Source organism: Herbiconiux daphne (assembly GCF_024979295.1).
GTDB classification, from domain to species: domain Bacteria; phylum Actinomycetota; class Actinomycetes; order Actinomycetales; family Microbacteriaceae; genus Herbiconiux; species Herbiconiux daphnes.
Genome location: NZ_JANLCJ010000004.1, coordinates 289,320 through 310,834, shown reverse-complemented (window position 1 = coordinate 310,834; position 21,515 = coordinate 289,320). Strand labels below are relative to the sequence as shown.

General features: G+C 71.3%; 26 protein-coding genes. 12 read left to right on the top strand and 14 right to left on the bottom strand.

Annotation, left to right across the window (positions count from 1 at the left end; genetic code table 11):
• The first annotated feature begins 9 nt into the window (after positions 1–9).
• The 3 genes from N1032_RS12755 to N1032_RS12745 all read left to right on the top strand — a co-directional run bounded on the left by N1032_RS12755 (position 10) and on the right by N1032_RS12745 (position 3,466).
• Positions 10–1,260: an MFS transporter gene (locus N1032_RS12755; protein WP_259539469.1), complete on the top strand. Its 1,251-nt coding sequence runs from the start codon at positions 10–12 to the stop codon at positions 1,258–1,260.
• Between the two features lie 9 nt (positions 1,261–1,269).
• Positions 1,270–2,196, top strand: a complete 927-nt coding sequence (locus tag N1032_RS12750) for an LLM class F420-dependent oxidoreductase (RefSeq protein ID WP_259539468.1) — start codon at positions 1,270–1,272, stop codon at positions 2,194–2,196.
• A gap of 64 nt (positions 2,197–2,260) precedes the next feature.
• On the top strand, positions 2,261–3,466 hold the full coding sequence (locus tag N1032_RS12745) for a Fic family protein (RefSeq protein ID WP_259539467.1): 1,206 nt from the start codon (positions 2,261–2,263) through the stop codon (positions 3,464–3,466).
• A 20-nt stretch (positions 3,467–3,486) separates the two neighbouring features.
• Here the strand turns inward: N1032_RS12745 and N1032_RS12740 are convergent, their stop codons facing one another.
• Complete coding sequence (locus tag N1032_RS12740; protein WP_259539466.1) at positions 3,487–3,783, bottom strand: hypothetical protein; 297 nt, start codon at positions 3,781–3,783, stop codon at positions 3,487–3,489.
• A gap of 154 nt (positions 3,784–3,937) precedes the next feature.
• Here N1032_RS12740 and N1032_RS12735 point away from each other — a divergent pair, with 154 nt between their 5' ends.
• The 4 genes from N1032_RS12735 (at position 3,938) to N1032_RS12720 (ending at position 9,147) form a co-directional block, all read left to right on the top strand.
• On the top strand, positions 3,938–5,113 hold the full coding sequence (locus N1032_RS12735) for an alcohol dehydrogenase catalytic domain-containing protein (RefSeq protein ID WP_259539465.1): 1,176 nt from the start codon (positions 3,938–3,940) through the stop codon (positions 5,111–5,113).
• A 42-nt stretch (positions 5,114–5,155) separates the two neighbouring features.
• Entirely contained in the window at positions 5,156–5,452 is a 297-nt protein-coding gene (locus tag N1032_RS12730; protein WP_259539464.1) for a putative quinol monooxygenase, read from the top strand.
• A 271-nt stretch (positions 5,453–5,723) separates the two neighbouring features.
• The gene (locus tag N1032_RS12725) at positions 5,724–8,168 is read left to right on the top strand and encodes a DEAD/DEAH box helicase (RefSeq protein ID WP_259539463.1); all 2,445 of its coding nucleotides are present in this window, start codon (positions 5,724–5,726) and stop codon (positions 8,166–8,168) included.
• A 16-nt stretch (positions 8,169–8,184) separates the two neighbouring features.
• Positions 8,185–9,147, top strand: a complete 963-nt coding sequence (locus N1032_RS12720; RefSeq protein WP_259539462.1) for a DMT family transporter — start codon at positions 8,185–8,187, stop codon at positions 9,145–9,147.
• A gap of 48 nt (positions 9,148–9,195) precedes the next feature.
• Here the strand turns inward: N1032_RS12720 and N1032_RS12715 are convergent, their stop codons facing one another.
• From N1032_RS12715 to N1032_RS12705, 3 genes are read right to left on the bottom strand one after another with little or no spacing between them, the layout of a single operon-like run.
• Complete coding sequence (locus tag N1032_RS12715) at positions 9,196–10,020, bottom strand: siderophore-interacting protein (RefSeq protein ID WP_259539461.1); 825 nt, start codon at positions 10,018–10,020, stop codon at positions 9,196–9,198.
• A complete protein-coding gene (locus N1032_RS12710; protein WP_259539678.1) occupies positions 10,017–10,826 on the bottom strand; it encodes an energy-coupling factor transporter transmembrane component T family protein in 810 nt (269 codons plus the stop codon). Before N1032_RS12710 ends, N1032_RS12715 begins: the two co-directional genes overlap by 4 nt.
• Complete coding sequence (locus tag N1032_RS12705) at positions 10,823–12,568, bottom strand: ABC transporter ATP-binding protein (protein ID WP_259539460.1); 1,746 nt, start codon at positions 12,566–12,568, stop codon at positions 10,823–10,825. The genes N1032_RS12710 and N1032_RS12705 overlap by 4 nt, the downstream gene beginning before the upstream one ends.
• 235 nt (positions 12,569–12,803) lie before the next feature.
• Here N1032_RS12705 and N1032_RS12700 point away from each other — a divergent pair, with 235 nt between their 5' ends.
• Positions 12,804–14,189 carry a hypothetical protein gene (locus tag N1032_RS12700; RefSeq protein WP_259539459.1) on the top strand — a complete coding sequence of 462 codons (1,386 nt, stop codon included), beginning with the start codon at positions 12,804–12,806 and terminating at the stop codon, positions 14,187–14,189.
• Here the strand turns inward: N1032_RS12700 and N1032_RS12695 are convergent.
• Positions 14,152–14,748 carry an ECF transporter S component gene (locus N1032_RS12695; RefSeq protein ID WP_259539458.1) on the bottom strand — a complete coding sequence of 199 codons (597 nt, stop codon included), beginning with the start codon at positions 14,746–14,748 and terminating at the stop codon, positions 14,152–14,154. The genes N1032_RS12700 and N1032_RS12695 overlap by 38 nt on opposite strands.
• A gap of 71 nt (positions 14,749–14,819) precedes the next feature.
• Here N1032_RS12695 and N1032_RS12690 point away from each other — a divergent pair, with 71 nt between their 5' ends.
• Positions 14,820–15,476, top strand: coding sequence for a DUF1345 domain-containing protein (locus tag N1032_RS12690; RefSeq protein ID WP_259539457.1), 657 nt, complete (start codon positions 14,820–14,822; stop codon positions 15,474–15,476).
• 65 nt (positions 15,477–15,541) lie between these two features.
• Here N1032_RS12690 and N1032_RS12685 read toward each other — a convergent pair whose 3' ends face one another.
• The 6 genes from N1032_RS12685 to N1032_RS12660 form a co-directional block, all read right to left on the bottom strand.
• Entirely contained in the window at positions 15,542–15,715 is a 174-nt protein-coding gene (locus N1032_RS12685) for a CsbD family protein (protein ID WP_259539456.1), read from the bottom strand.
• A gap of 62 nt (positions 15,716–15,777) precedes the next feature.
• A complete protein-coding gene (locus N1032_RS12680) occupies positions 15,778–16,383 on the bottom strand; it encodes a hypothetical protein (RefSeq protein ID WP_259539455.1) in 606 nt (201 codons plus the stop codon).
• Positions 16,380–16,958: a DUF6286 domain-containing protein gene (locus N1032_RS12675; RefSeq protein WP_259539454.1), complete on the bottom strand. Its 579-nt coding sequence runs from the start codon at positions 16,956–16,958 to the stop codon at positions 16,380–16,382. Before N1032_RS12675 ends, N1032_RS12680 begins: the two co-directional genes overlap by 4 nt.
• Complete coding sequence (locus N1032_RS12670) at positions 16,955–17,356, bottom strand: hypothetical protein (protein ID WP_259539453.1); 402 nt, start codon at positions 17,354–17,356, stop codon at positions 16,955–16,957. Before N1032_RS12670 ends, N1032_RS12675 begins: the two co-directional genes overlap by 4 nt.
• Positions 17,353–17,544, bottom strand: a complete 192-nt coding sequence (locus N1032_RS12665) for a DUF2273 domain-containing protein (protein WP_259539452.1) — start codon at positions 17,542–17,544, stop codon at positions 17,353–17,355. Before N1032_RS12665 ends, N1032_RS12670 begins: the two co-directional genes overlap by 4 nt.
• On the bottom strand, positions 17,541–18,002 hold the full coding sequence (locus tag N1032_RS12660; protein WP_259539451.1) for an Asp23/Gls24 family envelope stress response protein: 462 nt from the start codon (positions 18,000–18,002) through the stop codon (positions 17,541–17,543). Before N1032_RS12660 ends, N1032_RS12665 begins: the two co-directional genes overlap by 4 nt.
• 117 nt (positions 18,003–18,119) lie before the next feature.
• Between N1032_RS12660 and N1032_RS12655 the strand changes: the two genes are divergently transcribed.
• The 3 genes from N1032_RS12655 to N1032_RS12645 are packed head-to-tail and all read left to right on the top strand — an operon-like array spanning position 18,120 to position 19,596.
• Positions 18,120–18,686: an RNA polymerase sigma factor gene (locus N1032_RS12655; protein ID WP_259539450.1), complete on the top strand. Its 567-nt coding sequence runs from the start codon at positions 18,120–18,122 to the stop codon at positions 18,684–18,686.
• Positions 18,683–19,273, top strand: coding sequence for an Asp23/Gls24 family envelope stress response protein (locus N1032_RS12650; protein ID WP_259539449.1), 591 nt, complete (start codon positions 18,683–18,685; stop codon positions 19,271–19,273). Before N1032_RS12655 ends, N1032_RS12650 begins: the two co-directional genes overlap by 4 nt.
• Positions 19,270–19,596: a hypothetical protein gene (locus tag N1032_RS12645; RefSeq protein ID WP_259539448.1), complete on the top strand. Its 327-nt coding sequence runs from the start codon at positions 19,270–19,272 to the stop codon at positions 19,594–19,596. Before N1032_RS12650 ends, N1032_RS12645 begins: the two co-directional genes overlap by 4 nt.
• A gap of 18 nt (positions 19,597–19,614) precedes the next feature.
• On the opposite strand, the gene N1032_RS12640 is transcribed toward N1032_RS12645, so the two are convergent.
• From N1032_RS12640 to N1032_RS12630, 3 genes are all read right to left on the bottom strand, one after another.
• The gene (locus N1032_RS12640) at positions 19,615–19,929 is read right to left on the bottom strand and encodes a DUF202 domain-containing protein (protein WP_259539447.1); all 315 of its coding nucleotides are present in this window, start codon (positions 19,927–19,929) and stop codon (positions 19,615–19,617) included.
• 25 nt (positions 19,930–19,954) lie between these two features.
• Entirely contained in the window at positions 19,955–20,371 is a 417-nt protein-coding gene (locus tag N1032_RS12635) for a YidH family protein (protein ID WP_259539446.1), read from the bottom strand.
• Between the two features lie 119 nt (positions 20,372–20,490).
• Positions 20,491–21,417, bottom strand: a complete 927-nt coding sequence (locus N1032_RS12630; RefSeq protein ID WP_259539445.1) for a DMT family transporter — start codon at positions 21,415–21,417, stop codon at positions 20,491–20,493.
• Positions 21,418–21,515: the final 98 nt, after the last annotated feature.

The following is a 21,515-nucleotide window of genomic DNA, read 5'->3' as shown; positions in this document are numbered from 1 at the left end:
GAAGCGCCGATGAACCGGCTGACCCGCAACGGGTTCCCCTGGACTCTCGTGGTCGGCATCGTGTTCATCGGGTTCATCCTGCGCGGGCCGCTCGTGGCCGTCGCGCCGATCACCGGCCAGATCAGCGAAGACCTGTCGATGACCGCCGCCCAGGCCGGGCTGCTGACCAGCCTGCCGGTGCTGTGCTTCGCGCTCATCACGCCGTTCGCGTCGCTGTTCGTCGGCAAGGCGGGCGCGAACTTCGCCACCACCGTCGCGATCATCGGCGTGGGCATCGGCTCGATCGTGCGATCGGCCGGGGGAGTGGAGGCCACCTTCACGGGCACGATCATCATGGGGGCGTTCATCACGATCGGCAACGTGGTCATTCCGGTGATCATCAGGCGCGACGTGCCGACCGAGCGGGTGGGCATCGTGACCGGGGCGTACACGTCGGCGATGAACGTGAGCTCGATGATCACGTCGCTCGCGACCGTGCCGCTCGCCGTGCTGTTCGGCTGGCGCGGGGCGCTGCTCGCCTGGCTCGGGTTCGTCGTGCTCGCCGCGGCGGCCTGGCTGGTGGCGGTCGGCCCGAAGCGTGCGCTGCACTGGGGGCCCGTGCGGCCCGCCATCGAGACCGGCGCGTTCGAGACGGTGGCCATCGACACCCGCGGCATCCCGCTCGCCGCGCCCGAGCCGCGCACCTGGCGCAATCTCTCGGCCATCTTGCTCGCGCTCGCGTTCGCGGGGCAGGCGTTCTCGTACTACGGGCTCACCGCGTGGTTCCCCACAATCCTCGAGCAGGAGGTGGGCTACACGGCGGCGGCGGCCGGCACCAGCTCGTCGATCTTCCAGATCGCGGCAGTCGTCGGAGCGCTCGGTGTGCCGCTGATCTCGCAGCGCATCGGCATCCCGAAGACCTTCATCGGTGTGGCCGTGCTGTGGATCAGCTTTCCGCTCGGCATGATCCTGGCGCCCGAGGCCTGGCTCGCGTGGGGCTTCTTCGGCGGCGTCGCGCAGGGCGGCGGCATCACCATCGTCTTCATGCTGATCGTGCAGCTGTCGCTCTCGGGCACGCACGCACGGCGGCTCTCGGCCATGATCCAGGGCGTCGGCTACGCCCTCGGCGCCACCGCCCCCACGCTCGTGGGCGCCGTGCACGACGCCACCGGCGCCTGGACCCTCCCCATCGGCGTCGTGCTGGTGGCCACCCTGGTGTTCAGCGGGGCGGGCCTGGCCGGCGCCCTGCGCGCCACGGGCAAGCGGCCCCGCGCGACATAGGGTTGTCGGGTGGACTTCAGAATCTTCACCGAGCCCCAGCAGGGCGCGAGCTACGACGACCTCCTCGCCGTCGCCCGGGCCACCGAGAGACTCGGCTTCGACGGCTTCTTCCGCTCCGACCACTACCTGCGCATGGGGCCGGGTGACCCGGGCTACGGACCGACGGATGCCTGGACCACCCTGGCCGGCCTCGCCCGCGACACCGAGCGCATCCGGCTGGGCACCCTGGTGTCGTCGGTGACCTTCCGCTGGCCCGGTATCCTGGCCGTGCAGGTCGCCCAGGTCGACCAGATGTCGGGCGGCCGCGCCGAACTCGGGCTCGGCACCGGATGGTTCGACGAGGAGCATCGGGCCTACGGCATCCCGTTCCCGCCGAAGCGCTTCGACCTGCTCGAGGAGCAGCTCGAGATCGTGACGGGACTCTGGGCCACCGAGCGGGGCGAGACCTATTCGTTCGCGGGCGAGCACTACACGCTCGAGAACTCGCCGGCCCTGCCGAAGCCGGTGCAGTCGCCGCTGCCGGTGATCGTGGGTGGCAAGGGGTCGAAGCGCACTCCGCTGCTGGCGGCCCGCCACGCCAGCGAGTTCAACGCCCCGTTCCCCGACCCGGGCACGATCCCGGGCTTGTTCGAGAACGTTCGCCGCGCCTGCGACGAACTGGGTCGCGACCCCGACGACCTGGTCTACTCGGCCGCGCTCATCGCGGTGGCCGGCGCCGACGAGGCGGAGTTCCGCCGCCGGGCGGCCGCGATCGGCCGCGAGCCCGGCGAACTGCGCGCCAACGGCCTGGCCGGAACGCCCGCCGAGATCGTCGACAAGCTCGGCGCCCTACGCGACCAGGGCGTCGAACGCGTCTACCTGCAGATCATGGATCTGGGCGACCTCGACCACCTCGACTTCGTCGCCGCCGAGGTCGTGCCGCACCTGGCCGACTGAGCCAGCCGAGTCAACGTCGACACCATACTATTGGTTACGCCATAACCAATAGTATGGTGATCGTATGATCGCGGATGTGCGGAGCTCGCTGACTCCCGGTGGATGGCCGGCAGTAGGTTACGAGCCGAGACCCTGGGCGGCGGAACCGTCACCGTTCGCGTCTCGCCGGCAATCGCTGCGGGCGCGCGGGCCGTACTCGGCCGCGGTGCCGGCGACCATCGCCCGACTCACACCGACCGTCGACTCCGCACTCGCCGCGCGCGCGGAGGAAGCGCTCACCGAGCTCTCGCGATTCGACGCCGAGGTCGGGCGCATCCCGGCGCCGTTCAGCGCGATCCTGCTCCGCAGCGAGAGCGCCTCCAGCTCGGAGATCGAGAACCTCTCGAGCGGAGCGCGCGCTCTCGCCCTCGCGGAGCTCGGTGCGAAGAGCACACCCAACGCGCGGCTGATCCTGGGCAACGTCAGGGCGATGCACGCGGCGCTCGAGCTCGCCGAACACCTCGACTCGACCGCCATCGTGCGCATGCACGATGCGCTGCTGCGTGACTCGCAGCAGGAACACGTGGGGAGTTTTCGCCATGAACAGGTCTGGATCGGCGGTGCCGGCCCCCACTCGGCCGATTTCGTGGCTCCCCATCACGAACGCGTCGCGGAAGGCATCGACGACCTACTGGCCTTCGCTGATCGCACCGATCTGCCGTTGCTCAGCCAGATCGCCATCGTGCACGCCCAGTTCGAGACGATCCATCCGTTCCCCGACGGCAACGGGCGAACGGGGCGCGCCCTCGTTCAGGCCCTGCTGCGGCGAAGCGGCACGACGCGGCATCTCACCGTGCCGGTGTCCGGCGGTCTGCTGGCCGACACCGGTCGCTACTTCCGCGCCCTCTCGGCCTATCGCGAGGGAAGCATCGAGCCGATCGTGTCGGAATTCGCGGATGCCTCGCTCGCCGCGGTGTCGAACGGGCGAGAACTGGTCGCCGATCTCGCGTCGATCCGAGCCGATTGGGCGCGGCGATCGACGTCGCGCCGGGGCTCGCTCGCCGATCGGTTGCTGGACGTCTTGACCGAGCAGCCGGTGATCGATGGCACCACGGCCGCGCGCATGGGCGGGGTGACCCTGGCGAACGCGCTTCTCGGCATCGAGCGACTGGAGGCCGACGGCGTGCTCAGCCGCGTCAACCAGGGCGCACGCAATCGCCTGTGGCAAGCCGCTGAGGTTCTCGACGCGCTGGATCGGTTCGCCGAGAGAGCGCGGCGGGGCGCACGCTGACGGTTCGGGCGGAATCGCGCCTACTGTGTCGCACCCGTCGAGCCGCTGAAGGGGTCTTCGATGGCGGGGTCGTGCTCGTTGATCAGCGCCTTCACGATCTGGTCCCAGTCGCTGCCCTCGACGTTGCCGGGGGAGCCGTCGACCAGGCGGGTGCCGTAGACCGGCTCGCCGCCTTCGCCGACGGGCGAGATGAAGATGAGGTAGCCGAACAGCAGTCCGTCGCGGCCGATCGCCCACTCGGGAGGGTTCTCGCTGAAGGTGAGCGTGTAGGTGCGGTCGCGGTGCAGCATGACCGCATCGCCGAGTTCGAGTGCCATCGCAGTTCCTCTCCCGGCCGGCCAGGGCGGGCGGCCACTCCAAGCATCCGCCCGTTCGCCGCGCCGCACCACCTCGGCGCGCGACCGGTAGACCCGTGCGGGCGAACTCGTCAACCCCCTCACGCAAACCGCCCGACCGGCGTAAGCCGGAAGCATGAGAGCTTTGACCTGGCAGGGAACGATGAAGGTCCGCGTCGACGATGTGCCCGATGCGGTGATCGAAGAACCGACGGATGTCGTCATCCGCGTCACCTCGACGGCGATCTGCGGCTCCGACCTGCATCTCTACGACGTGCTCGGGCCCTTCCTCGCGAAGGGCGACGTGCTCGGACACGAGCCGATGGGCGTGGTCACCGCGGTCGGATCGGCGATCACGAAGTTGCAGGTCGGTGACCGCGTCGTCATCCCGTTCGTGATCGCGTGCGGCCACTGCTACATGTGCGAGAAGGGTCTCACCACCCAGTGCGAGACCACCCAGAACCGTGAGCACGGCACGGGCGCCGACCTCTACGGCTACACCGAGCTCTACGGATCGGTGCCGGGCGGCCAGGCCGAACTGCTGCGGGTGCCGTTCGCCGACTTCAACGCTCTGAAGGTGGGCACCGAGCTGCCCGACGAGCGCTACCTCTTTCTGAGCGACATCCTGCCCACGGCCTGGCAGGGTGTGCAGTACGCCGAGCTGCCCGAGGGCGGTGTGCTCGGCGTGATCGGGCTCGGCCCGGTGGGCCAGTTCGTCGCCCGCATCGGCAAGCACCTCGGCCACCGCGTGATCGCCGTCGACCCCGTGCCCGAGCGCCGCGCCATGGCCGAGCGCCACGGCATCGAGACGCTCGACCTCTCTGACGACGTCGCCGACAGCCTGCGCGAGCTGACCGACGGCCGTGGCCCCGACGCCATCGTCGATGCCGTGGGCATGGAGGCGCACGGCAACCCCGGCGCCGCATTCGCGCAGTACGCGGTGGGCCTTCTGCCCGACGCCATCGCGAAGAAGGCGATGACCACGGTGGGTGCCGACCGGCTCGCCGCCCTGCTGCTCGCGCTCGATGCGGTGCGACGCGGCGGAACCGTCTCGCTGAGCGGCGTCTACGCCGGTGCCGGCGACCCGATGCCGTTCATGACGATGTTCGACAAGCAGATCACCCTGCGCATGGGCCAATGCAACGTGCACCGCTGGCGCGACGAGATCCTGCCGCTGGTCGAAGACCCGGCCGACCCGCTCGGCGTCGACGACCTCGTCACGCACCGGGTGTCGCTCGAGGAGGCGCCCCACATGTACGAGATCTTCAAGAAGAAGCAAGACGGCTGCATCAAGGTGGTGCTCACACCGTGACCGCCGGTTCCGCGCCGGTGCGGTGAGGAATAGCCTGAGCCCATGACAGTGATCTCTCTGCTCGACCTGCACGTCAAAGCCGACGAACTCGACGGCGTCGAAGCGGTGCTCCGCTCGACACTCGTCGCCACGAGGGCGTTCGACGGGTCTCTCGGAGTCGACGTCGTCGTCGACGTCGACGACCCGGCCCACTACGTGCTGGTCGAGAGGTGGCAATCGATCGAGCACGACGACGCCTACCGCGCGTTCCGGGGCACGCCCGAGGGGGCGTCGCCGCTCGGGGCACTGATGGCGGGGCCGCCCACGTTGACGCGGTTCACGGTGGCCGACGGGGTCTGATCGGCCGCGGCATCCGGATGCCGCCGCCGCGGTGGTCGACAAGCCGGCGTTGCTCGTGTAACGTTGGTCAGTCGGCTCTGGACACCGCGAGTTGCATCGCGGAAGGGTTTGTAAGTCTGGTGGGCCGGTTTCCCAGTCAGTGCAATGGATGCGCTGGTCACTGGTGAATGTCGCGTACGACACGGCCCCGGCTACTCCCCGGGATCTAGTTAGCACTGCCAACACATTCGGTGTTGAGGTGTGCGCATTTCGAGATAACCCGGAAAGAATCATGCCCAAGACCAACAAATCCGGTGGCTTCAAAGCCGCCAAGAACTACGAGCCCCGCACGCCCGGCAAGGGCGGCCCGAAGGCCGGCAGCCGCAGCCCCGGACACCGCGGCTACAAGGCCGTCGACGAGACCTCGCCGCGCAAGCAGCGCTGGAACGCCGACGACCGCGCCTCGCGTGGTGCCGCGCCCAGCGGCCGTGGCGCCGAGCGCCCCTCCTACACGGAGCGCTCTGAGCGACCGCTCTACAACGACCGCAACGGCGGCCGCCCGGCCCGCGAGGGCGAGCGCGGCGGCTACGATCGCCCGGCACGCGGCGGCTACGAGCGACCCAGCCGGGAGAACGGCTTCCACAAGTCGGGCACCGGAACCGGCCGCTCGGAGCGCCCGGCCTATGACCGCGGCGACCGTTCCGACCGCCCGTCGTACGACCGCGGTGACCGGCCGGCCTACGACCGCGGCGACCGCCCGGCCTACGACCGCGGCGAGCGTTCCTCCTACGACCGTTCGTCTTCTGACCGTTCCTTCTCCGACCGTTCCGCTCGCGAGGGCGGCCGCGGTGGCGCTCCGAAGCGCACCGACCGCCAGCTGTGGAACGACGCCCGCAACGAAGAGCGCCGTGCTGCTGCCGCCGCCGAGCGTGGCGCCGAGCGCGCCGCGGGTGGCAAGCCCCCGCGCGCCGATGACCGCGGCTACAACCGCAGCGCGCGCCCCACGGCCGACTACCAGCCCGGCGAGCGCGCCGACCGCCCCGCGCGCAGCTACGACGACCGCCCCAAGCGCAGCTACGACCGCGCCGACCGTCCCGCCTACGGCGACCGCGCTCCGCGCACCGGCGGCTACGACCGTGCCGAGCGTCCGGCCCGCACCGAGCGCCCCGCCTACGGCGACCGTCCGGCCACGAGCGACCGCGCGCCCCGCACGACCGGCTATGACCGTGCCGACCGCGCCGACCGCCCGGCCCGTGCCGACCGCAGCGAGCGCCCCGCCTACGGCGACCGCGCCCCCCGCACCGGCGGCTACGACCGCCCGGCCCGCTCGTTCGACGACCGCCCGAAGCGCTCGTTCGACCGCGACGACCGCGCCCCCCGCAGCGGCGGCTACGACCGTGCCGACCGCGCCCCGCGCAGCGACCGCGCCGACCGCGGCAGCGACTTCTACCCGAGCCGCGACGCCAAGCCCGCCTTCCACGGTGACGACGACGTGGTGCTCGAGCGCCTCGAGGCCCAGGCCACGCTGGCCGAAGAGGTCGAGGGCGCGACCTTCGCGAGCCTCGGACTCGGCGGCAACATCGTGCGCGTGCTCGGTGAGCTCGGCGCCGAGAGCCCGTTCCCGATCCAGTCGGCCACCATCCCCGAGGTGCTGAAGGGCCGCGACGTGCTCGGCCGCGGTCGCACCGGATCCGGCAAGACCATCGCCTTCGGCGCCCCCCTCGTGGAGCGCCTGATGGAGAACGGCGGCGGCGCCAACCGCAAGCCGGGCCGCAAGCCCCGCGCGCTCATCCTCGCTCCGACTCGCGAGCTGGCCCTGCAGATCGACCGCACCGTTCAGCCCATCGCGCGCGCCGTCGGCCTCTTCACCACCCAGATCTACGGTGGCGTGCCCCAGGCCCGCCAGGTGGGTGCCCTGCAGCGCGGTGTCGACATCATCATCGGCACGCCCGGCCGCATCGAAGACCTGATCGAGCAGCGTCGGCTCGACCTCAGCGAGGTCACCATCACGGTGCTCGACGAGGCCGACCACATGTGCGACCTGGGCTTCCTCGAGCCGGTGCAGCGCATTCTGCGTCACACCAAAGACGGCGGCCAGAAGCTGCTCTTCTCGGCCACCCTCGACAAGGGCGTGGCCAACCTCGTCGACGAGTTCCTCGTGAACCCGAGCGTGCACGAGGTCGCCGGCGAAGACCAGGCGTCGTCGACCATCGACCACCGCGTGCTGATCGTCGAGAGCCGCGACAAGAGCGAGATCATCCGCCAGCTCGCCGACCGCGACGGCAAGACGCTCATCTTCGCCCGCACCCGCGCCTATGCCGAGATGCTCGCCGAGCAGCTCGAAGACGCGGGCTTCCCGGCCACGAGCCTGCACGGCGACCTCAACCAGTCGCGCCGCACGCGCAACCTGGCCCAGCTCACGAGCGGCCGCGTCAGCGTGCTGGTGGCGACGGATGTCGCAGCCCGCGGCATCCACGTCGACGACATCGATCTCGTCATCCAGGCCGACGCGCCCGACGAGTACAAGACCTACCTGCACCGCGCCGGCCGCACCGGCCGCGCCGGCAAGAAGGGCACCGTCGTCACGCTCATTCCGCGCAGCCGTGGTCGCCGCATGCAGGAGCTGCTCGGCCGCGCCGAGATCGAGGCCGAGATGATCACGGTCGCTCCGGGCGACACCCTCGTGCGGGAGCTCGCCGCCGATCACGAGATCGTGGCCGCGGGAACCCGCGACTGAGGCGCCCACTCGTCGCATGACCACCGCACCACCGTCGAACGCCGGCCGTCTGCCCCTCTGGGCGGCGGTCGGCGTCGCCGTCGTGTGCGGGGTGCTCATGGCGACGCAGTCGCGCATCAACGGTGAACTCGGTCACCGTCTGGGTGACGGCTTCACCGCCGCGGCGATCAGCTTCTCGATCGGGCTCGGAATCGTTGCCCTCATCGTTCTGGCGATGCCCTCTGCGCGGCGCGGAACGAGCGTCGCCCTGGCCGAGGTGCGCGGGCGCCGTCTGCCGGCGTGGATGCTCTTCGCCGGGGTCGGCGGCGCCGTGTTCGTGCTCTCGCAAGGACTGGCGTCGGCCGTGGTGGGGGTCTCGCTGTTCACGGTCGCCTTCATCGGCGGCCAGACCGTGAGCGGCCTCGTGGTCGACCGCATCGGCATCGGCCCGGGCGGCCGCCGCTACCTCACCGTGCGCCGCGTGCTGGGCGCGGCGATCGCGCTCGCCGTCGTGGCCTGGTCGGTGTCGGCGCACATCACCCCCGACATCCCGCTGTGGATGCTCGTGCTGCCGTTGATCGCCGGCGCAGCGGTCGCCGTGCAGCAGGCGGCGAACGGACGCGTCGCGGGCGCGAGCGGATCGGCCGTGACATCCACCCTGTTCAACTTCATCGCGGGCGCGCTCGTGCTGATCGTGATCGCGCTCGTGCACGCGGCGCTCGCCGGCGGGTTCCCGGCCGTCTACCCCACGGAATGGTGGCTCTACCTGGGCGCACCGCTCGGCGTCACGTTCATCTTCGGTTTGGCGACCGCCGTGCGCACGACCGGCGTGCTGCTGCTCGGCCTGTGCTCGGTGTCGGGCCAGCTCGCCGGGTCGATCGTCATCGACGTGATCGCCCCGGGCTCGGGGCACTCGATCGACTGGACGACCCCCATCGCCGCCGCCCTCGTGGTGGTCGCCGTGCTCGTGGTGTCGCTGCCGTCGCGCGGCCGGGTCTGACGCCGTAGAAACCCCAGCCCTACGCGCCGTGCCCTACGCGCCTGGCGCTCAGCCCGCGGCCGCGTGGCCGGAACGCCAGTAGCCCACGAAGGTGATGTCGCCCTTGCCCATCCCGGCCGCTACCAGATGGCGCCGCAGACCGGTCACGAGCGCTGACTCGCCCACCAGGTGCGCATACCCGCGGCCGGGTTCGAGCGGCCCCCCCGCGACGGTCTCGAGGGCGAGCACCCCGGGGGTGCGATGGTCGGTGCGCGGCAGCCAGTGCACGGCGAGGCCGGGTGGTGCGTCGAGGGGTTGGGCGTCGGCGGCATCCGGAAGTTCCAGGAACGCGTGCCCCCGGGCCTGGCGCGGTAGTGCGGCCAGCACCCCCGCGGCCGCCGGCAGGCCGGTCTCGTCGGCGACGATGAGATGCCAGTCGACGGCGGGGTCGGCCACGTAGGTGACACCCTGGTCGAGGATGCCGGCGGTCGCGCCGGGTCGGGCGCTCACCGCCCAGTCCGACGCGGGGCCCGAGGCCGGCTCGTGCACGACGAAGTCGACGTCGAGCTCGGGATGCGCGAGCACGCCCCCGCCGGCCGGGGTTCCCGCGGCCCGGTAGGCGCGCACCGTGTAGTTGCGCACGTAGGGCCGCTGCTGCTTCGGCATGCGGAGGAACTGCGCATACCAGAGGGCGCTCGAGCGGGTCGGCAGACGCAGCACGTCTTGCCCCGCGCGCGGCAGGAAGAGGCGGAACCACTGATCGAGCCCCATCGGCTCGAACTGCCGCAGCGCCTCGCCGCCGAAGGTCACCCGCACGACGTTCGGGCTCACCCGCTCGGTGCGCGCCACCTCGGCGAGGATGACGTGGGCGTTCTGGGGTCTGACCTGTTTCATGCGTTCATCACTCCGATCACGACGGCGGCGGTCGCCGCCCAGAACACCAGCACGAACACCACGTCGCGGGCCCGGAACGGCACCAGGTGCCGCTCGGTGCGGTGCGGTGAGGCTCCGAACGCCCGTGAATCCATGGCGAGGGCCACGCGCTCGGCATGGCGGATGCCACCGGCCAGCAGCGGCACCACGTAGCCAATACGGCGACGGATGCCGGCCACCGGCCCGCGCCCGCCCGCCATGCCGCGCACCCGATGCGCCTGCCGGATCACCTCGAGCTCGTAGCCGAACCGCGGCACGAAGCGGTAGGCCGCCAAAGCCGTGTAGCCGATGCGGTAGGGCACCCGCAACTGCTGCACGGTGGCGCGCACGAGGTCGGGCCCGGTGGTGGTGAGGCCGGCGACGAGCGACAGCAGCAGGATGCCGGCGAGCCGCAGCGCCGTCGTGCCACCCACGCCGAGGGCACCGAGGTAGAGCCGGTAGTCGCCGACCTGCACGAGCACGGGGGTGCTGTCGACCCGGCTCGCGTCGGTCCAGAGCCCGAAGCTCACCGTCAGCACCGCGACCGCGAGCGGCAGCACCACGAACAGCCCGAGCGCGGAGCGCGCCGACAACTGGGCGCCCACGATCAGCAGGGCGAGCGCGATCACGATGAAGGCGAGCGGCACCGCGACGTCGTGCGAGAAGATCAGCACGATCATCGCCGGCAGCGGCCCCGCGATCTTCGCCAGCGGGTTGAGTCGGTGAAGAAACCGGAGCGGCCCGTGGTCGGCCGCCTCGGCATAGGGGTCGCGCGCGGCATCCGTCACGACGCCGCCACCCGGTCGAGGTCGCGGAGCCGGGTGACCGCGTGCCACGCCGGGTCGGCGGCCGCACGCATGGCCCGCACGAGCGGCGGTGCGCGAAGGCCCGCCGCCTCGAGCGCACCCGAGGCGAGGATGCGGGCGGTCGGGCCCTGCGCCTGCACCTCTCCGTCGGCGAGCACCACCATGTGACTGGCGTAGTCGGCCACGAGCTGAACGTCGTGCGTGACCACGAGCACGGTGGTGCCGGCGTCGTTGAGCTGCTTCAGCATGTCGAGCAGCTCGGCGGCGCGCTCGCGATCCTGCCCGAACGTCGGCTCGTCGAGCGCCAGCACCGGCGCGCCGGCGATGAGCGCGGTGCCGACCGACAGGCGGCGCTTCTGCCCGCCCGAGAGCAGGAACGGATGCGTGTCGCGGTGGTTCTCGAGACCGAAGCGCTGCAGCATGCGGTCGACCCGGCGGTCGATCTCGCTGCGGTCGAGGTGCTGCAGTTCGAGCGAATGGGCGAGCTCGTCGGCCACGGTGCTGCGGATGAACTGGTGCTCGGGGTTCTGGAAGACGAACCCGATCGTGCCGGCGAGCCGCCGCACGTCGGCCCGGGCCGGGTCGAGGCCGAGCACGTCGACCGCTCCGCGGGGCGGGGCGACGACGCCCGCGATCGCCTGCAACAGCGTGGTCTTGCCCGCGCCGTTCGTGCCCACGACGGCGACGAACGACCCCGCCGCCACCTCGAGATCGATGCCGTGCAGCAGCTCGGTGCGCGACCTCGACACCCGGAGGCCGGTCACCCGGATGGCCGGCAAGGGGTCGGGTGCCGGTAGGGCAGACGGGAGGGCCGGAGCTGACGGAAAGGCCGGAGCGGCCGGAAGAGCCGGCCCGGCTGCACGACCGGGCAGGGCGTCGAGCAGCGCGGTGAGTTCGGCCGGGGTGAGCGGCAGCCGGGCCACGGCGACGCCCGCCGCGCGCAGGCGCAGCGCCGCGAGCGTGGCGGTGGGCAGCCACACACCGAGACCGAGCAGTTCGTCGGCGTGGTCGCGCATGACCTCGTCGACCGGGGCGTCGAATGCCAGCCGGCCCTCGCGATCGAGCACCACCACCCGGTCGACCAGCCCGATGGCGGCGTCGAGGTTGTGCTCGATCAGCACGAGCGCCCGCGAGCCGTCGCTCACCAGGTCGGCGAGCACCGCGTAGACCTCGTCGATGCCCACCGGATCGAGGTTCGCGGTGGGCTCGTCGAGCACGATCACGGGCGATCGCAGGGCCAGCGCGCAGGCGATCGCCAGGCGCTGCCGGCCGCCGCCCGACAGCCGATCGGGGTTCTCGGTGCGCCGGTGCCAGAGTTTCACCTGACGAAGTGCCGTCTCGGCCCGCTCGAGAACGTCGGCGACCGGCAACGACAGGTTCTCGGGCCCGAAGCACACCTCGTCGAGCACGGTGCCCGTGACGATCTGGGCATCGGGATCTTGGAACACCATCGACACCCGCTCGCTCAACCACGCGACCGAGGTGTCGACGGTCGGCACGCCGTCGACGGCGACCGTGCCCTCGAGCGTCGCCGGAACCGCGTGGGGAACGAGCCCGTCGAGCGCGAGGGCCAGCGTCGACTTGCCGCTGCCCGACGGGCCCAGCACGAGCACGACCTCGCCGGGCCGCACCTCGAACGACACGCCGTCGGGCGTGTCGATCAGGCTGTCGAGGTGCCGGATGCGCACATCCGACACCCGGATGGCGGGGCGGGTCGAACTCATGGCGCCTTTCGTGCCGGCGGCCATCAGCGTGCGCCGCGCACCCCCAGCTTAGGTAAGGCTGCCCTGCCTCGAAAGATGCATGTCGATGGAGATCGGCGCGCGCCCTGGAATTTTTCAGGCAGCACCGGCTAATGTCGAAGGGCCCGCGGCAGTGGCTCCACTGCCCCGGATCAAGGCCAGCACCAGAACCCGAAAGCTCTCCAGTTTGACACCTCCGGACTCGCGATCAGACGGCATGCCGTCTCGCGGAGCGAACCTCGACGCATCCTCGTCGACCCCGCTCACCCGGCGGCACCTGCGCGAGCAGCGCGAGGCGGAGAAGCGTGCGGAGGCACAGCAGCGTGCGGAGTCCGAGCGCGAGCAGCGTGGGGCCGAACGGGCGCCGGTGCCCGTGGTCACCACCGAGATCGTGGTCGTGAAGCCCGCCGAACCCGCTCCGCTCACCCGCCGCCAGGTGCGCGAGCGGGAGCAGCTCGAACGGCAGCGCCAGCTCGAGCTCCAGGCCGAGGAGCTCGCGACGCTCGAGATCGCCGAGATCGGCTCAGCACCCCTCGAGCCCGCGGTGGAGCTCGCGCTCGAACCCGTCGAGGCGGAGTCGGAGTTCGACGGCCTGGCCACGACCGAGATCCCGATGCACGTCGCCGCGACCTACACGCCCCGGGCCCGCTCGCTCGCGCTGAGCCGTGACACCCACGACGCCCGTGCCGCCGCGCTCGCCGAGGCGACGCCGTCGGCCCACGCCCTCGCCCTTCCCGCGGCCGCCGCACGTTCACGCCGCTTCGCGAAGCGCTCGGCCGGCGCTCCGCGGTCGCGGCGCTCGGCCTGGGCGAAGACGGGGCTCAGCGGCGTCGCCATGGCCTTCGTGCTCGGCATCACCGCCGTCACCGCCATCCCGTCGACCGTCTCGGCCAGCCCGGTCGATGTCAACGTGGTCAACCTCAGCCTCAACGCGAACTCCGCTCCGGCCACCCAGCAGCTCATCACCGCGGGGGCGTCGTCGAGCGAGGTCGTCGACCGCGACGGCTACGGCGTGACGGATGCCGGCGAGCTGCAAGCCGCCGGTTACTCGACCGCGCAGCTGCTGGTGGGCCGCTCACTGGCCCAGGAGCTCGTGAACGCCATGGATGCCGGCAAGCTCGTGGGCTCCACGCCCGACCACCTGAAAGAGATCCGCTGGATCGCGCAGGGGGTCACCGTCGCCGACTGCGGCGTCGACTACCGCATCCTCGAGATCATCGCGATCGCCGTGCGCAACTTCGACCAGGTGGGCGTCAGCGACATCAACCGCAAGTGCACCGGCCAGATCGAGGGCGCGGGCTCGAGCTCGTCGCACTACATCGACGGCGGCGGCCACGCGGTCGACTTCTACCTGCTCAACAACCAGAGCCTCAACGGCAGCGACGTGAACACCCTGCGCATGATCACGCTGCTCGACCCGGTGATGCCGGTCGGTGCGCGCGTGGGTCAGGCGGGCTGCCGGGCCTCGGCGGGCGTGTCGGTGCACCTGACGAACTGGACCGAGTTCGACGACACCTGCACGCACATGCACGTCGACGTGCCGGTGACGGATGCCCCGCTGCTGCTCACCGACGCCGACGCGCCGGTGCTCGCCTCGCAGTAGCCGCCGCCCGGTCGTCGACCGGGCGTGCGAGCCCTCGGGCCACGCCGGTCGCGGCCAGAGCTCGGGCGAGGGCGAGCGCGACGAACGTGAACACGATCGGCGACAGCACCGAACCGGCCACCAGCACGACGGCGCCGACGACGTCGAGGTCGCGCGACCCGACGAGGCGGTACATGCCGAACGCCAGCACGATGCCCGAGAAGGCCGCACCGACGACGAACAGCCAGATCGGCCAGTAGCGGTAGCGGGCGATCAGGAACGGCAGTTCCTGCACCGCCCCGATGCCCACGGCGATCAGTGCCGCGCCGAAGCCGAGCGGCTGGAAGGCGGCCGAGACGAGCCCAGAGATCACGGCGACCAGCAGTGCCACGCCGCCCCGGCGGAAGAGGAACTGCGCGATCGCGCCCGGCACGAAGTAGACCCCCAGGGTGAGGCCGTAGAGCATCGGCACGACCGCGTTCACGGTTCCGCCGACGTAGGAATTGACGACGAACAAGATGCCGCCGGCGACGCCGATCGCGGCGCAACTCAGCAGCAGACGGGTGCTCGTGTTCTTCATGGGGCCTCCGGCGCAAGTTTAGAGGCCGCGAGCGTGCTCACGGATGCCGCCCGGCGTGGGACGATCGACGCATGGAGGAACGCTACACAGCCGAGAAGCGCCGTCGCCGTGCCCGGGTGCGCTTCGCCGTGATGGGCGTGGTCGGCGTCGCCGTCACGGTCGTGCTCATCCTGCTGGGCCAGGTCGACATCGCGGCCATCGCCGGCTGGGCGGCGGCCTGCCTGGTCTACCTGGTCTGGATCTGGGCGACCATCGGGGGCATGGACGCCCGCACCACCGAGATCCTCGCCCACCGCGAAGACCCCACCCGCACCACGAGCGACGTGCTGCTCGTGCTCGCCAGCACGGCGAGCCTCGTGGTGGTGGTGTTCATCCTCGTGCTCTCCAACGGCAAGGCCGGGCTGGCGCGCGACGTGCTGAGCGGCGTGGCCATCCTCAGCGTCGTGGTGAGCTGGTTCCTCATCCACACGCTCTACACCCTGCGCTACGCCGTGCTCTACTACTCCGGCACCCGCGGCGGCATCAGCTTCAACCAGAAGGAGCTGCCCACCTACGGCGACTTCGGCTACCTGGCGTTCACCCTCGGCATGACGTTCCAGGTCTCCGACACCAACATCGAGTCGTCGGTGATCCGCATGGCCGTGATCCGGCACGCCCTGCTGTCATATCTCTTCGGCGCCGTCATCCTCGCCACACTCGTGAACCTCATCTCGGGATTCACCTTCTGAGCGACCCGAGCGACGGCAGTGGCCGGCGCCTTTCGGCACCGGCCACGAGTCGATCCGTCGCGAATCTAGTTCTTGAACGCGTCTTTGACGTTCTCGCCGGCCTTCTTCACGTCGGCCGACGCCTGGTCGGCCTTGCCCTCGGCGACCTTCGAGTCGTCGTTGGTGGCCTTGCCGATGGCCTCTTCGGCCTTGCCCTTGAGGTCCTGGGCGGCATTCTTGATCTTGTCGGATGCGCTCATCGCGATCTCCTTCGTTGTGTCGTCATTTCATTTCGGTCAGCAGTGGCACCGGGAGACCCGGGTCACTGCAACCGCGACGCTTTCGCGACGCGGGTCGAGAGCCCGCCGCTGATCTGGATCAGCACGGGAACACGGATGCCGAGCAGCTCGTCGAGCGCGCGCACGGCACGCTCGACCACTTCCACCACCACGGCCGGCGAGACGCCCCGACGGGCGGTCGCCGAGATCTTCAGCACCGGCGTCTTCTTGACGCGGTAGGTCGACACGTGGCTCGACACGATCTCGGGGGAGTCGGCCAGGGCTTCCGAGAGCGCCGACTCCGCGAATCCGGAGTCGATCAGCGTGCGGCCGTCGGCATCCGGTTCGCTCTCGAGCACGCGGCCGTGGTGGCCGCGACCCTGGCGCTGGATGAACACCACGAGCAGCACGACCACGACGGCCAGTGCGGCGAGCGCGACGATCCAGAGCACGCTCAGGGATGTCGCGGCGACCCCGGTCTCGGCGCTGAACGAGCCGAGGGTGCCGATCGCCGACGACGCACCCGTGTCGAACGCGTCTCGGGCGCCGGCGACGAGCCCGAGCGCGATGGCGCCGGCGCCCAGGGCGAGTGCCAGCAGGCCGAAGAGAAGAATGACGAGCCGGTTGGCGCCGCGGTTGGTGCTGTTCATGCGCCCACCACCCCTCTCTTCTCGATCGTCGTGCGGGAGCGCAACGTCGGCGCGAGCCCGCTCTCATCCAACTCCCGTTGCACGGCCTCCGCCGCGGCTGCCCGGTCGATCGGCTGGCCACTGCGCGGGGTCATGGTGACGACGGCCGATCGCCGCGAGACCGAGGCGCGCACGCCGTCGGGCGACACCAGGGCAGCGCGCGAAGCGGTGCGGGCGAGAGCAGAGGCGATCACCTCGTCGTCGACCACCACGGCGCTGCGCTCGGTCACGAGGCGGTGGCGGGCACGGCGGCCCGGTGCGATCGCCACGATGACGAGCCACAGGCCGATGAGCGCGACCACGGCCCCGGCGACCACGAGCAGCCAGGTCTCGACCGAGCTGATCGAGGCGATCGCCGCCGCGATGTCGGCAGGAGCGGCCAGCAACGGCGCGACGCCGAGCAGGTGCAGCACGATCTCGGTCGCGGCGTAGAGGCACGCGACGATGCCGACGATCGCCAAGACGATCGCGAGCGTCGAGCGCGGCGAATGCGACTCGCGTCGCAACAACCGCTTGTAGGGGGCGTCGTAGGTCATGCCACTCTCCGTGTCTGCCTGATCTGTGCCGAGGTGACGCGCAGTGCGACGTCACCCACGTGCGAGCCGGTGAGTTCTTCGACCCGCTCCCGCACGATGCGTCGCGCGTCGTCGGCCCGAGCCACGACCGTGCCACCGAAGTGGTCGATCACCGTCGGGTCGTCTTCGATGCGTCCGAGCGCCGGAATGGCGATGGGGGAGCGGATGACGACTGACACGGCCCCGGCGGAGTCGGTGAGGTCGACCGAGACGCGTGCGGGGTTGACCTGCAGCGCCTCGCCCGCCACCGCCGACACCACCGCCGAGAGGGCGCGAGCCGTGACACGGTTGCGTCCCCGGAAGGCGGCGGGTGCCGCGGCATCCGCCGGTTGCACGGGCGTCGGCCGGTCGGTGGTCACAGTGACGTCCGTCGGCCTCTGACTGCATCGACGAGCCCGGTGACGCTGAGCTTTCCGTCGATCGCCCGGCCGATCAGGGCGCCGATGGCCATCGCGACGGCGACGAACACGAACACCCAGAAGCCGAACACGACCCAGGTGAGGGCGAGCACGGCGCCGATCAGGATTCCGGTCTTGGCGGAGGTCACTGGACTCGCACCTCGGCCTGGGCGTCGGTGTCGTCGGAGGGCAGGTGCACGTCGTTGACGGTCACGTTGACCTCGGTGACCTGCAGGCCGACGAGCGTCTCGATGGCGTCGACGACGGCGGAGCGCACGTCGTCGGCGACCTTCTGCAGCGGCATGGGGTATTCAGCGACGATCGAGATGTCGGCGGCGACCTGGGTCTCGCCGACCTCGACCGAGACACCCTGCGAGAGGTCGGTGGCGCTGATGGCGTCGCGGATGGCTCCGAACGCGCGGGCCGCGCCGCCGCCGAGGGCATAGACGCCGGGAACGTCGCGGGCAGCGATGCCGGCGATCTTCGACACGACGCCGGTGTTGATGACGGTCTTGCCCAGGGTGCCGGTGAGCGGGTCGATGCCCGTGTAGGCGACGGACTCGCCGGAGGTGGACGCGGAGCTGGTGGCGCTCGTGGTGTTGGCCATTGTGTGATCCCTTGTTCGGTGACCGGTCGAGCCGGCCTGCGGGTGGTTCACTAGTAAGACGCATCTCGACCCGAGATCGTCACGAAATCGCTCGAGAAAAATTCTGAACGGGGTGCGATGGCCGACGTGGATCGCCTCTCGTCGCTCGCCGAGGCATCCGATCGCATCCTCGCCGGGCGCGCGGCAGACGGCGACGTGCGCGGTTTCGAGGTGCTGATCCGGCGGCACGGTGCGCTCATGCGCGCCTACGCCGCGCGCATCCTGGGCAGCAATGCCGACGTCGACGACGTGGTGCAGGACGCCTTCATCACGGCCTGGGACAAGCTGCCCGAGCTCGAAGACCTCTCGGCCGTGAAGTCGTGGCTGATGCGCATCGTCAACCACAAGGCGATCGACCGCATCCGGGCCCGGCACGACCACGCGCCCATCGAGGACTGGGACGACCCGGCCCCCGAGCGCGAACAGCCCGAACGGCAGGCCGAGACCCACTCGCAGCAGGACAGCCTGGTGCGAGCCCTCGAGTTGCTGCCCGACGCGCAGCGCAACTGCTGGGTCATGAAGGAGGTGGGGGGCTTCAGCTACGACGAGATCTCGGCCGAGCTGGGCGTGCCCCCCTCGACCGTTCGCGGACTTCTGGCTCGGGCTCGACGACGACTGATGACAGAGATGGAGGAGTGGCGATGAACGCAGCGAACGACGACCCGGCCGACGACATCGTCGACGTGTTGAGCGACTACCTCGACCGCGGCGTCGAACCTCCGCGGGAGCTGATCGAGCAGTCACCCGAGAACCACCTGGCTCTCGCGGCGCTGCTGCGGGTGCGTGAGGCCGCCCGATCGCTGATCGACGTCGACGAGGGCGGGTTGTCGACGGGCGACGAGGGCTGGATCGACTCCATCCTCACCAACCTGCACCGCGAGGTGAAGGCGGGCCGCGCGATTCCGCTGACGCACCCGTCGCCGCGGGCGAACCTGACGCTCACCGAGGGAGCCGTGCGCGGGCTGGTGCGCGCTGCCGGCGACTCGGTCGACGGCGTGCTGGTGGGGCGCTGCGTGCTCGACGGCGACGTGACGGTCGCCGGTTCGCCGGTGGTCGTGCGCGTCGAGGCGAGCGTGTTCTGGGGCGAACCCATCCCGGCCGCGGCGGAGCGGTTGCGGGTGGCCATCGCCGGCGCACTCATCCAGCACACCGAACTCGCCATCGAGGCGGTCGACGTGACCATCACCGACGTGCATCTGCGACGCACCGATGACGAGGGGCAGCAATCGTGAACGACAGCGAACTCGCCCGCGAACTGGGCCGGCTCGTACTCGAGGTGCCGGGCGTGCTGCAGAGCTACGACACCCGGCCCGCGGTGGTTGCCGCCGTGACGGATGCCGCGGCCGCGCTTCTGCGCCAGGCACCGGCCGAGCCCATCACGCTCAGCCGGGGGCCCGAGGGCATCGCCGTGGCGGTGAAGATCGCGGTCGACGACGACCGGCCGGCGGCCGAGACCTGCCGCGACGTCTATTCGGTGCTGATGGATGCCTTGCAGGAGCAGGGGCCTCCCGCCGGAGTCGCGTCGATCTCGGTGGAGGTGAGCCGCATCGGGTGAGCGGGCCAGGCACAGCGATCAGAGCAGCACGATGAGCGCGAACACGGCTCCGAGCGCGGCGGTCGCGATGAGCAGCACGGCGATGCGGGTGAGGGCGGTCCACGGCGAGGTGCCGGTCGATCGTGTGGCCCCGCGGCGGGCGGCGAAGAGCGTCGCGCCCGCGCCCAGGGCGATCAGTGCGGCGATCGCGGTGCCGACGAGAAAGCCGCCGCGCAGGCACGCGAACGCCAGCAGCAGCGCGATCATGGCCACCGACAGCGCCGTGCGCTGCCACGCCAGGGCGGTGCGCTCGGGCTGAAGGCCCGGATCGCGCGCGGGAGGCGGCTGGCTCATCGGCGCACCCGGGCAGGCTCGGCCGTCACGCCGCCTGCGCGATCTCGACCAGCGCGAAGACGCCCAGCACGAGCGCCAGCACGACCACCCCGCCCACGAGCCAGGGCAGCGCGGCGGGAGCGGGCAGCGGCCGGTCTTCGCGCAGGGCACGCTCCACCCGCCGCCACGAGAACAGGGCGGATGCCGCCAGGGCGCCCCCGGCCAGACACGCGACCAGGGCGACGAGGTCGATCACCCACGGCAGGTCGGCGATCGCGGCCACCGTGGTGAGCGCCACGCCGCCGGCCACGAGCGACAGCCCCGTGCGCACCCAGGCAAGGGCGGTGCGCTCGTTGGCCAGGCTGAACCGCACGTCGGGATCGCGGCCGACGCCGTAGACCGAGCGCGGGCGGCGCTCGTCGTGCGCGCCCGGGGTCGCCCCCTGCGCCGATCGGTCGTCCATACCGGCACTCTATTGCGGCGCAGCCAGTCAGCGGATGCAGAAATAACGACGACCGAGGCCGTAGAGGGCGTCGCTCGCCGATATTCCGGCATCCGCTGACCGATCCCGGCCGACGGGGGTCAGGCCAGGGAGAGCATGGCTGCGGCGACGAACGCGAGCACGAGTCCGACGACCTGCACCGGCGCGACCCGTTCCTTCAGCAGCACCGCGGCGAGGACGACGGTGCCCGCGGGGTAGAGCGCGGTGAGCACCGACACGACGGTGAGCTCGCCGGCCCGCAGCGCGAGCAGCAGAAGCACGTTGGCGAGGGCGTCGACCACCCCGCACACGATCGCGAGCGCCAGGGCGTTGCGCGCCCACCGCGGCACGGCGGCATCGGCGGGGGTCGGCGTGGCGGGCCCGTCGGCCGCCGGCGCGGTGAGCGCCGGGTCGGCCGCTCGCCGTCGCCGCAGGGCGAGAAGCGCCAGCACCCCCACGGCCGCGCCCGTGACGACGGTGTTCACGGCGCGACTGAGCAGCAGCGGGGCGAGGCCGGAGTCGGCGGGCGTGAGGTCGATCACCACGAGGAAGACACCGATCAGCGCGCCCGACCCGACCGCCATCACGAGACCGCGCAGACTCGGCCGCGCCGCCCCCTTCTCGGGAACGAAACCCACGAGCACCACGGCGACGAGAGCGATCGCGAGGGCGATGTAGCCGATGAGGGGCAGGCGCTCGCCGCTCAGCAGCCCGACCGTCATCGGCACGAGCGCCGACACGAGAGCGGTCAGCGGCGAGAGGATGCTCATCGGGCCGATCGCGAGACTGGCGTAGAGCAGGGCGATGGCCCCGGCCCCCGCCACTCCGGAGACGATGCCCCACAGCACCGCCTCGGGCGACCAGGCCGCGCCGAGAAGAGGCGAGAGCGCCACGAGCAGCAGCAGGCCCGCGAACGCGGAGAGGGCGGTCACGCGCAGGGGGTTGATGCGCCGCGACGCCAGCGCGCCGAGGAAGTCGGAGCCGCCGTAGATCATGGCTCCGGCCAGGCCGAGGATCGCAGAGAGCATGTGCCGGCCAGCCTAGAGGCAGCCTCGTCGGCCGAGCCACCCGACGGGCCCGCGCGGCGCGGGAACGCCGGAAGGCCGGCCGCGACGAGCGCGACCGG

Excerpts from the sequence above, each read along its gene's own strand:
- N1032_RS12755 (WP_259539469.1), top strand. The coding sequence starts at position 10 with ATGAACCGGCTGACCCGCAACGGGTTCCCCTGGACTCTCGTGGTCGGC.
- N1032_RS12745 (WP_259539467.1), top strand. The coding sequence starts at position 2,261 with ATGATCGCGGATGTGCGGAGCTCGCTGACTCCCGGTGGATGGCCGGCA.
- N1032_RS12740 (WP_259539466.1), bottom strand. The coding sequence starts at position 3,783 with ATGGCACTCGAACTCGGCGATGCGGTCATGCTGCACCGCGACCGCACC.
- N1032_RS12735 (WP_259539465.1), top strand. The coding sequence starts at position 3,938 with ATGAGAGCTTTGACCTGGCAGGGAACGATGAAGGTCCGCGTCGACGAT.
- N1032_RS12730 (WP_259539464.1), top strand. The coding sequence starts at position 5,156 with ATGACAGTGATCTCTCTGCTCGACCTGCACGTCAAAGCCGACGAACTC.
- N1032_RS12725 (WP_259539463.1), top strand. The coding sequence starts at position 5,724 with ATGCCCAAGACCAACAAATCCGGTGGCTTCAAAGCCGCCAAGAACTAC.
- N1032_RS12720 (WP_259539462.1), top strand. The coding sequence starts at position 8,185 with ATGACCACCGCACCACCGTCGAACGCCGGCCGTCTGCCCCTCTGGGCG.
- N1032_RS12715 (WP_259539461.1), bottom strand. The coding sequence starts at position 10,020 with ATGAAACAGGTCAGACCCCAGAACGCCCACGTCATCCTCGCCGAGGTG.
- N1032_RS12705 (WP_259539460.1), bottom strand. The coding sequence starts at position 12,568 with ATGAGTTCGACCCGCCCCGCCATCCGGGTGTCGGATGTGCGCATCCGG.
- N1032_RS12700 (WP_259539459.1), top strand. The coding sequence starts at position 12,804 with ATGCCGTCTCGCGGAGCGAACCTCGACGCATCCTCGTCGACCCCGCTC.
- N1032_RS12695 (WP_259539458.1), bottom strand. The coding sequence starts at position 14,748 with ATGAAGAACACGAGCACCCGTCTGCTGCTGAGTTGCGCCGCGATCGGC.
- N1032_RS12690 (WP_259539457.1), top strand. The coding sequence starts at position 14,820 with ATGGAGGAACGCTACACAGCCGAGAAGCGCCGTCGCCGTGCCCGGGTG.
- N1032_RS12685 (WP_259539456.1), bottom strand. The coding sequence starts at position 15,715 with ATGAGCGCATCCGACAAGATCAAGAATGCCGCCCAGGACCTCAAGGGC.
- N1032_RS12680 (WP_259539455.1), bottom strand. The coding sequence starts at position 16,383 with ATGAACAGCACCAACCGCGGCGCCAACCGGCTCGTCATTCTTCTCTTC.
- N1032_RS12675 (WP_259539454.1), bottom strand. The coding sequence starts at position 16,958 with ATGACCTACGACGCCCCCTACAAGCGGTTGTTGCGACGCGAGTCGCAT.
- N1032_RS12660 (WP_259539451.1), bottom strand. The coding sequence starts at position 18,002 with ATGGCCAACACCACGAGCGCCACCAGCTCCGCGTCCACCTCCGGCGAG.
- N1032_RS12655 (WP_259539450.1), top strand. The coding sequence starts at position 18,120 with ATGGCCGACGTGGATCGCCTCTCGTCGCTCGCCGAGGCATCCGATCGC.
- N1032_RS12650 (WP_259539449.1), top strand. The coding sequence starts at position 18,683 with ATGAACGCAGCGAACGACGACCCGGCCGACGACATCGTCGACGTGTTG.
- N1032_RS12640 (WP_259539447.1), bottom strand. The coding sequence starts at position 19,929 with ATGAGCCAGCCGCCTCCCGCGCGCGATCCGGGCCTTCAGCCCGAGCGC.
- N1032_RS12635 (WP_259539446.1), bottom strand. The coding sequence starts at position 20,371 with ATGGACGACCGATCGGCGCAGGGGGCGACCCCGGGCGCGCACGACGAG.
- N1032_RS12630 (WP_259539445.1), bottom strand. The coding sequence starts at position 21,417 with ATGCTCTCTGCGATCCTCGGCCTGGCCGGAGCCATGATCTACGGCGGC.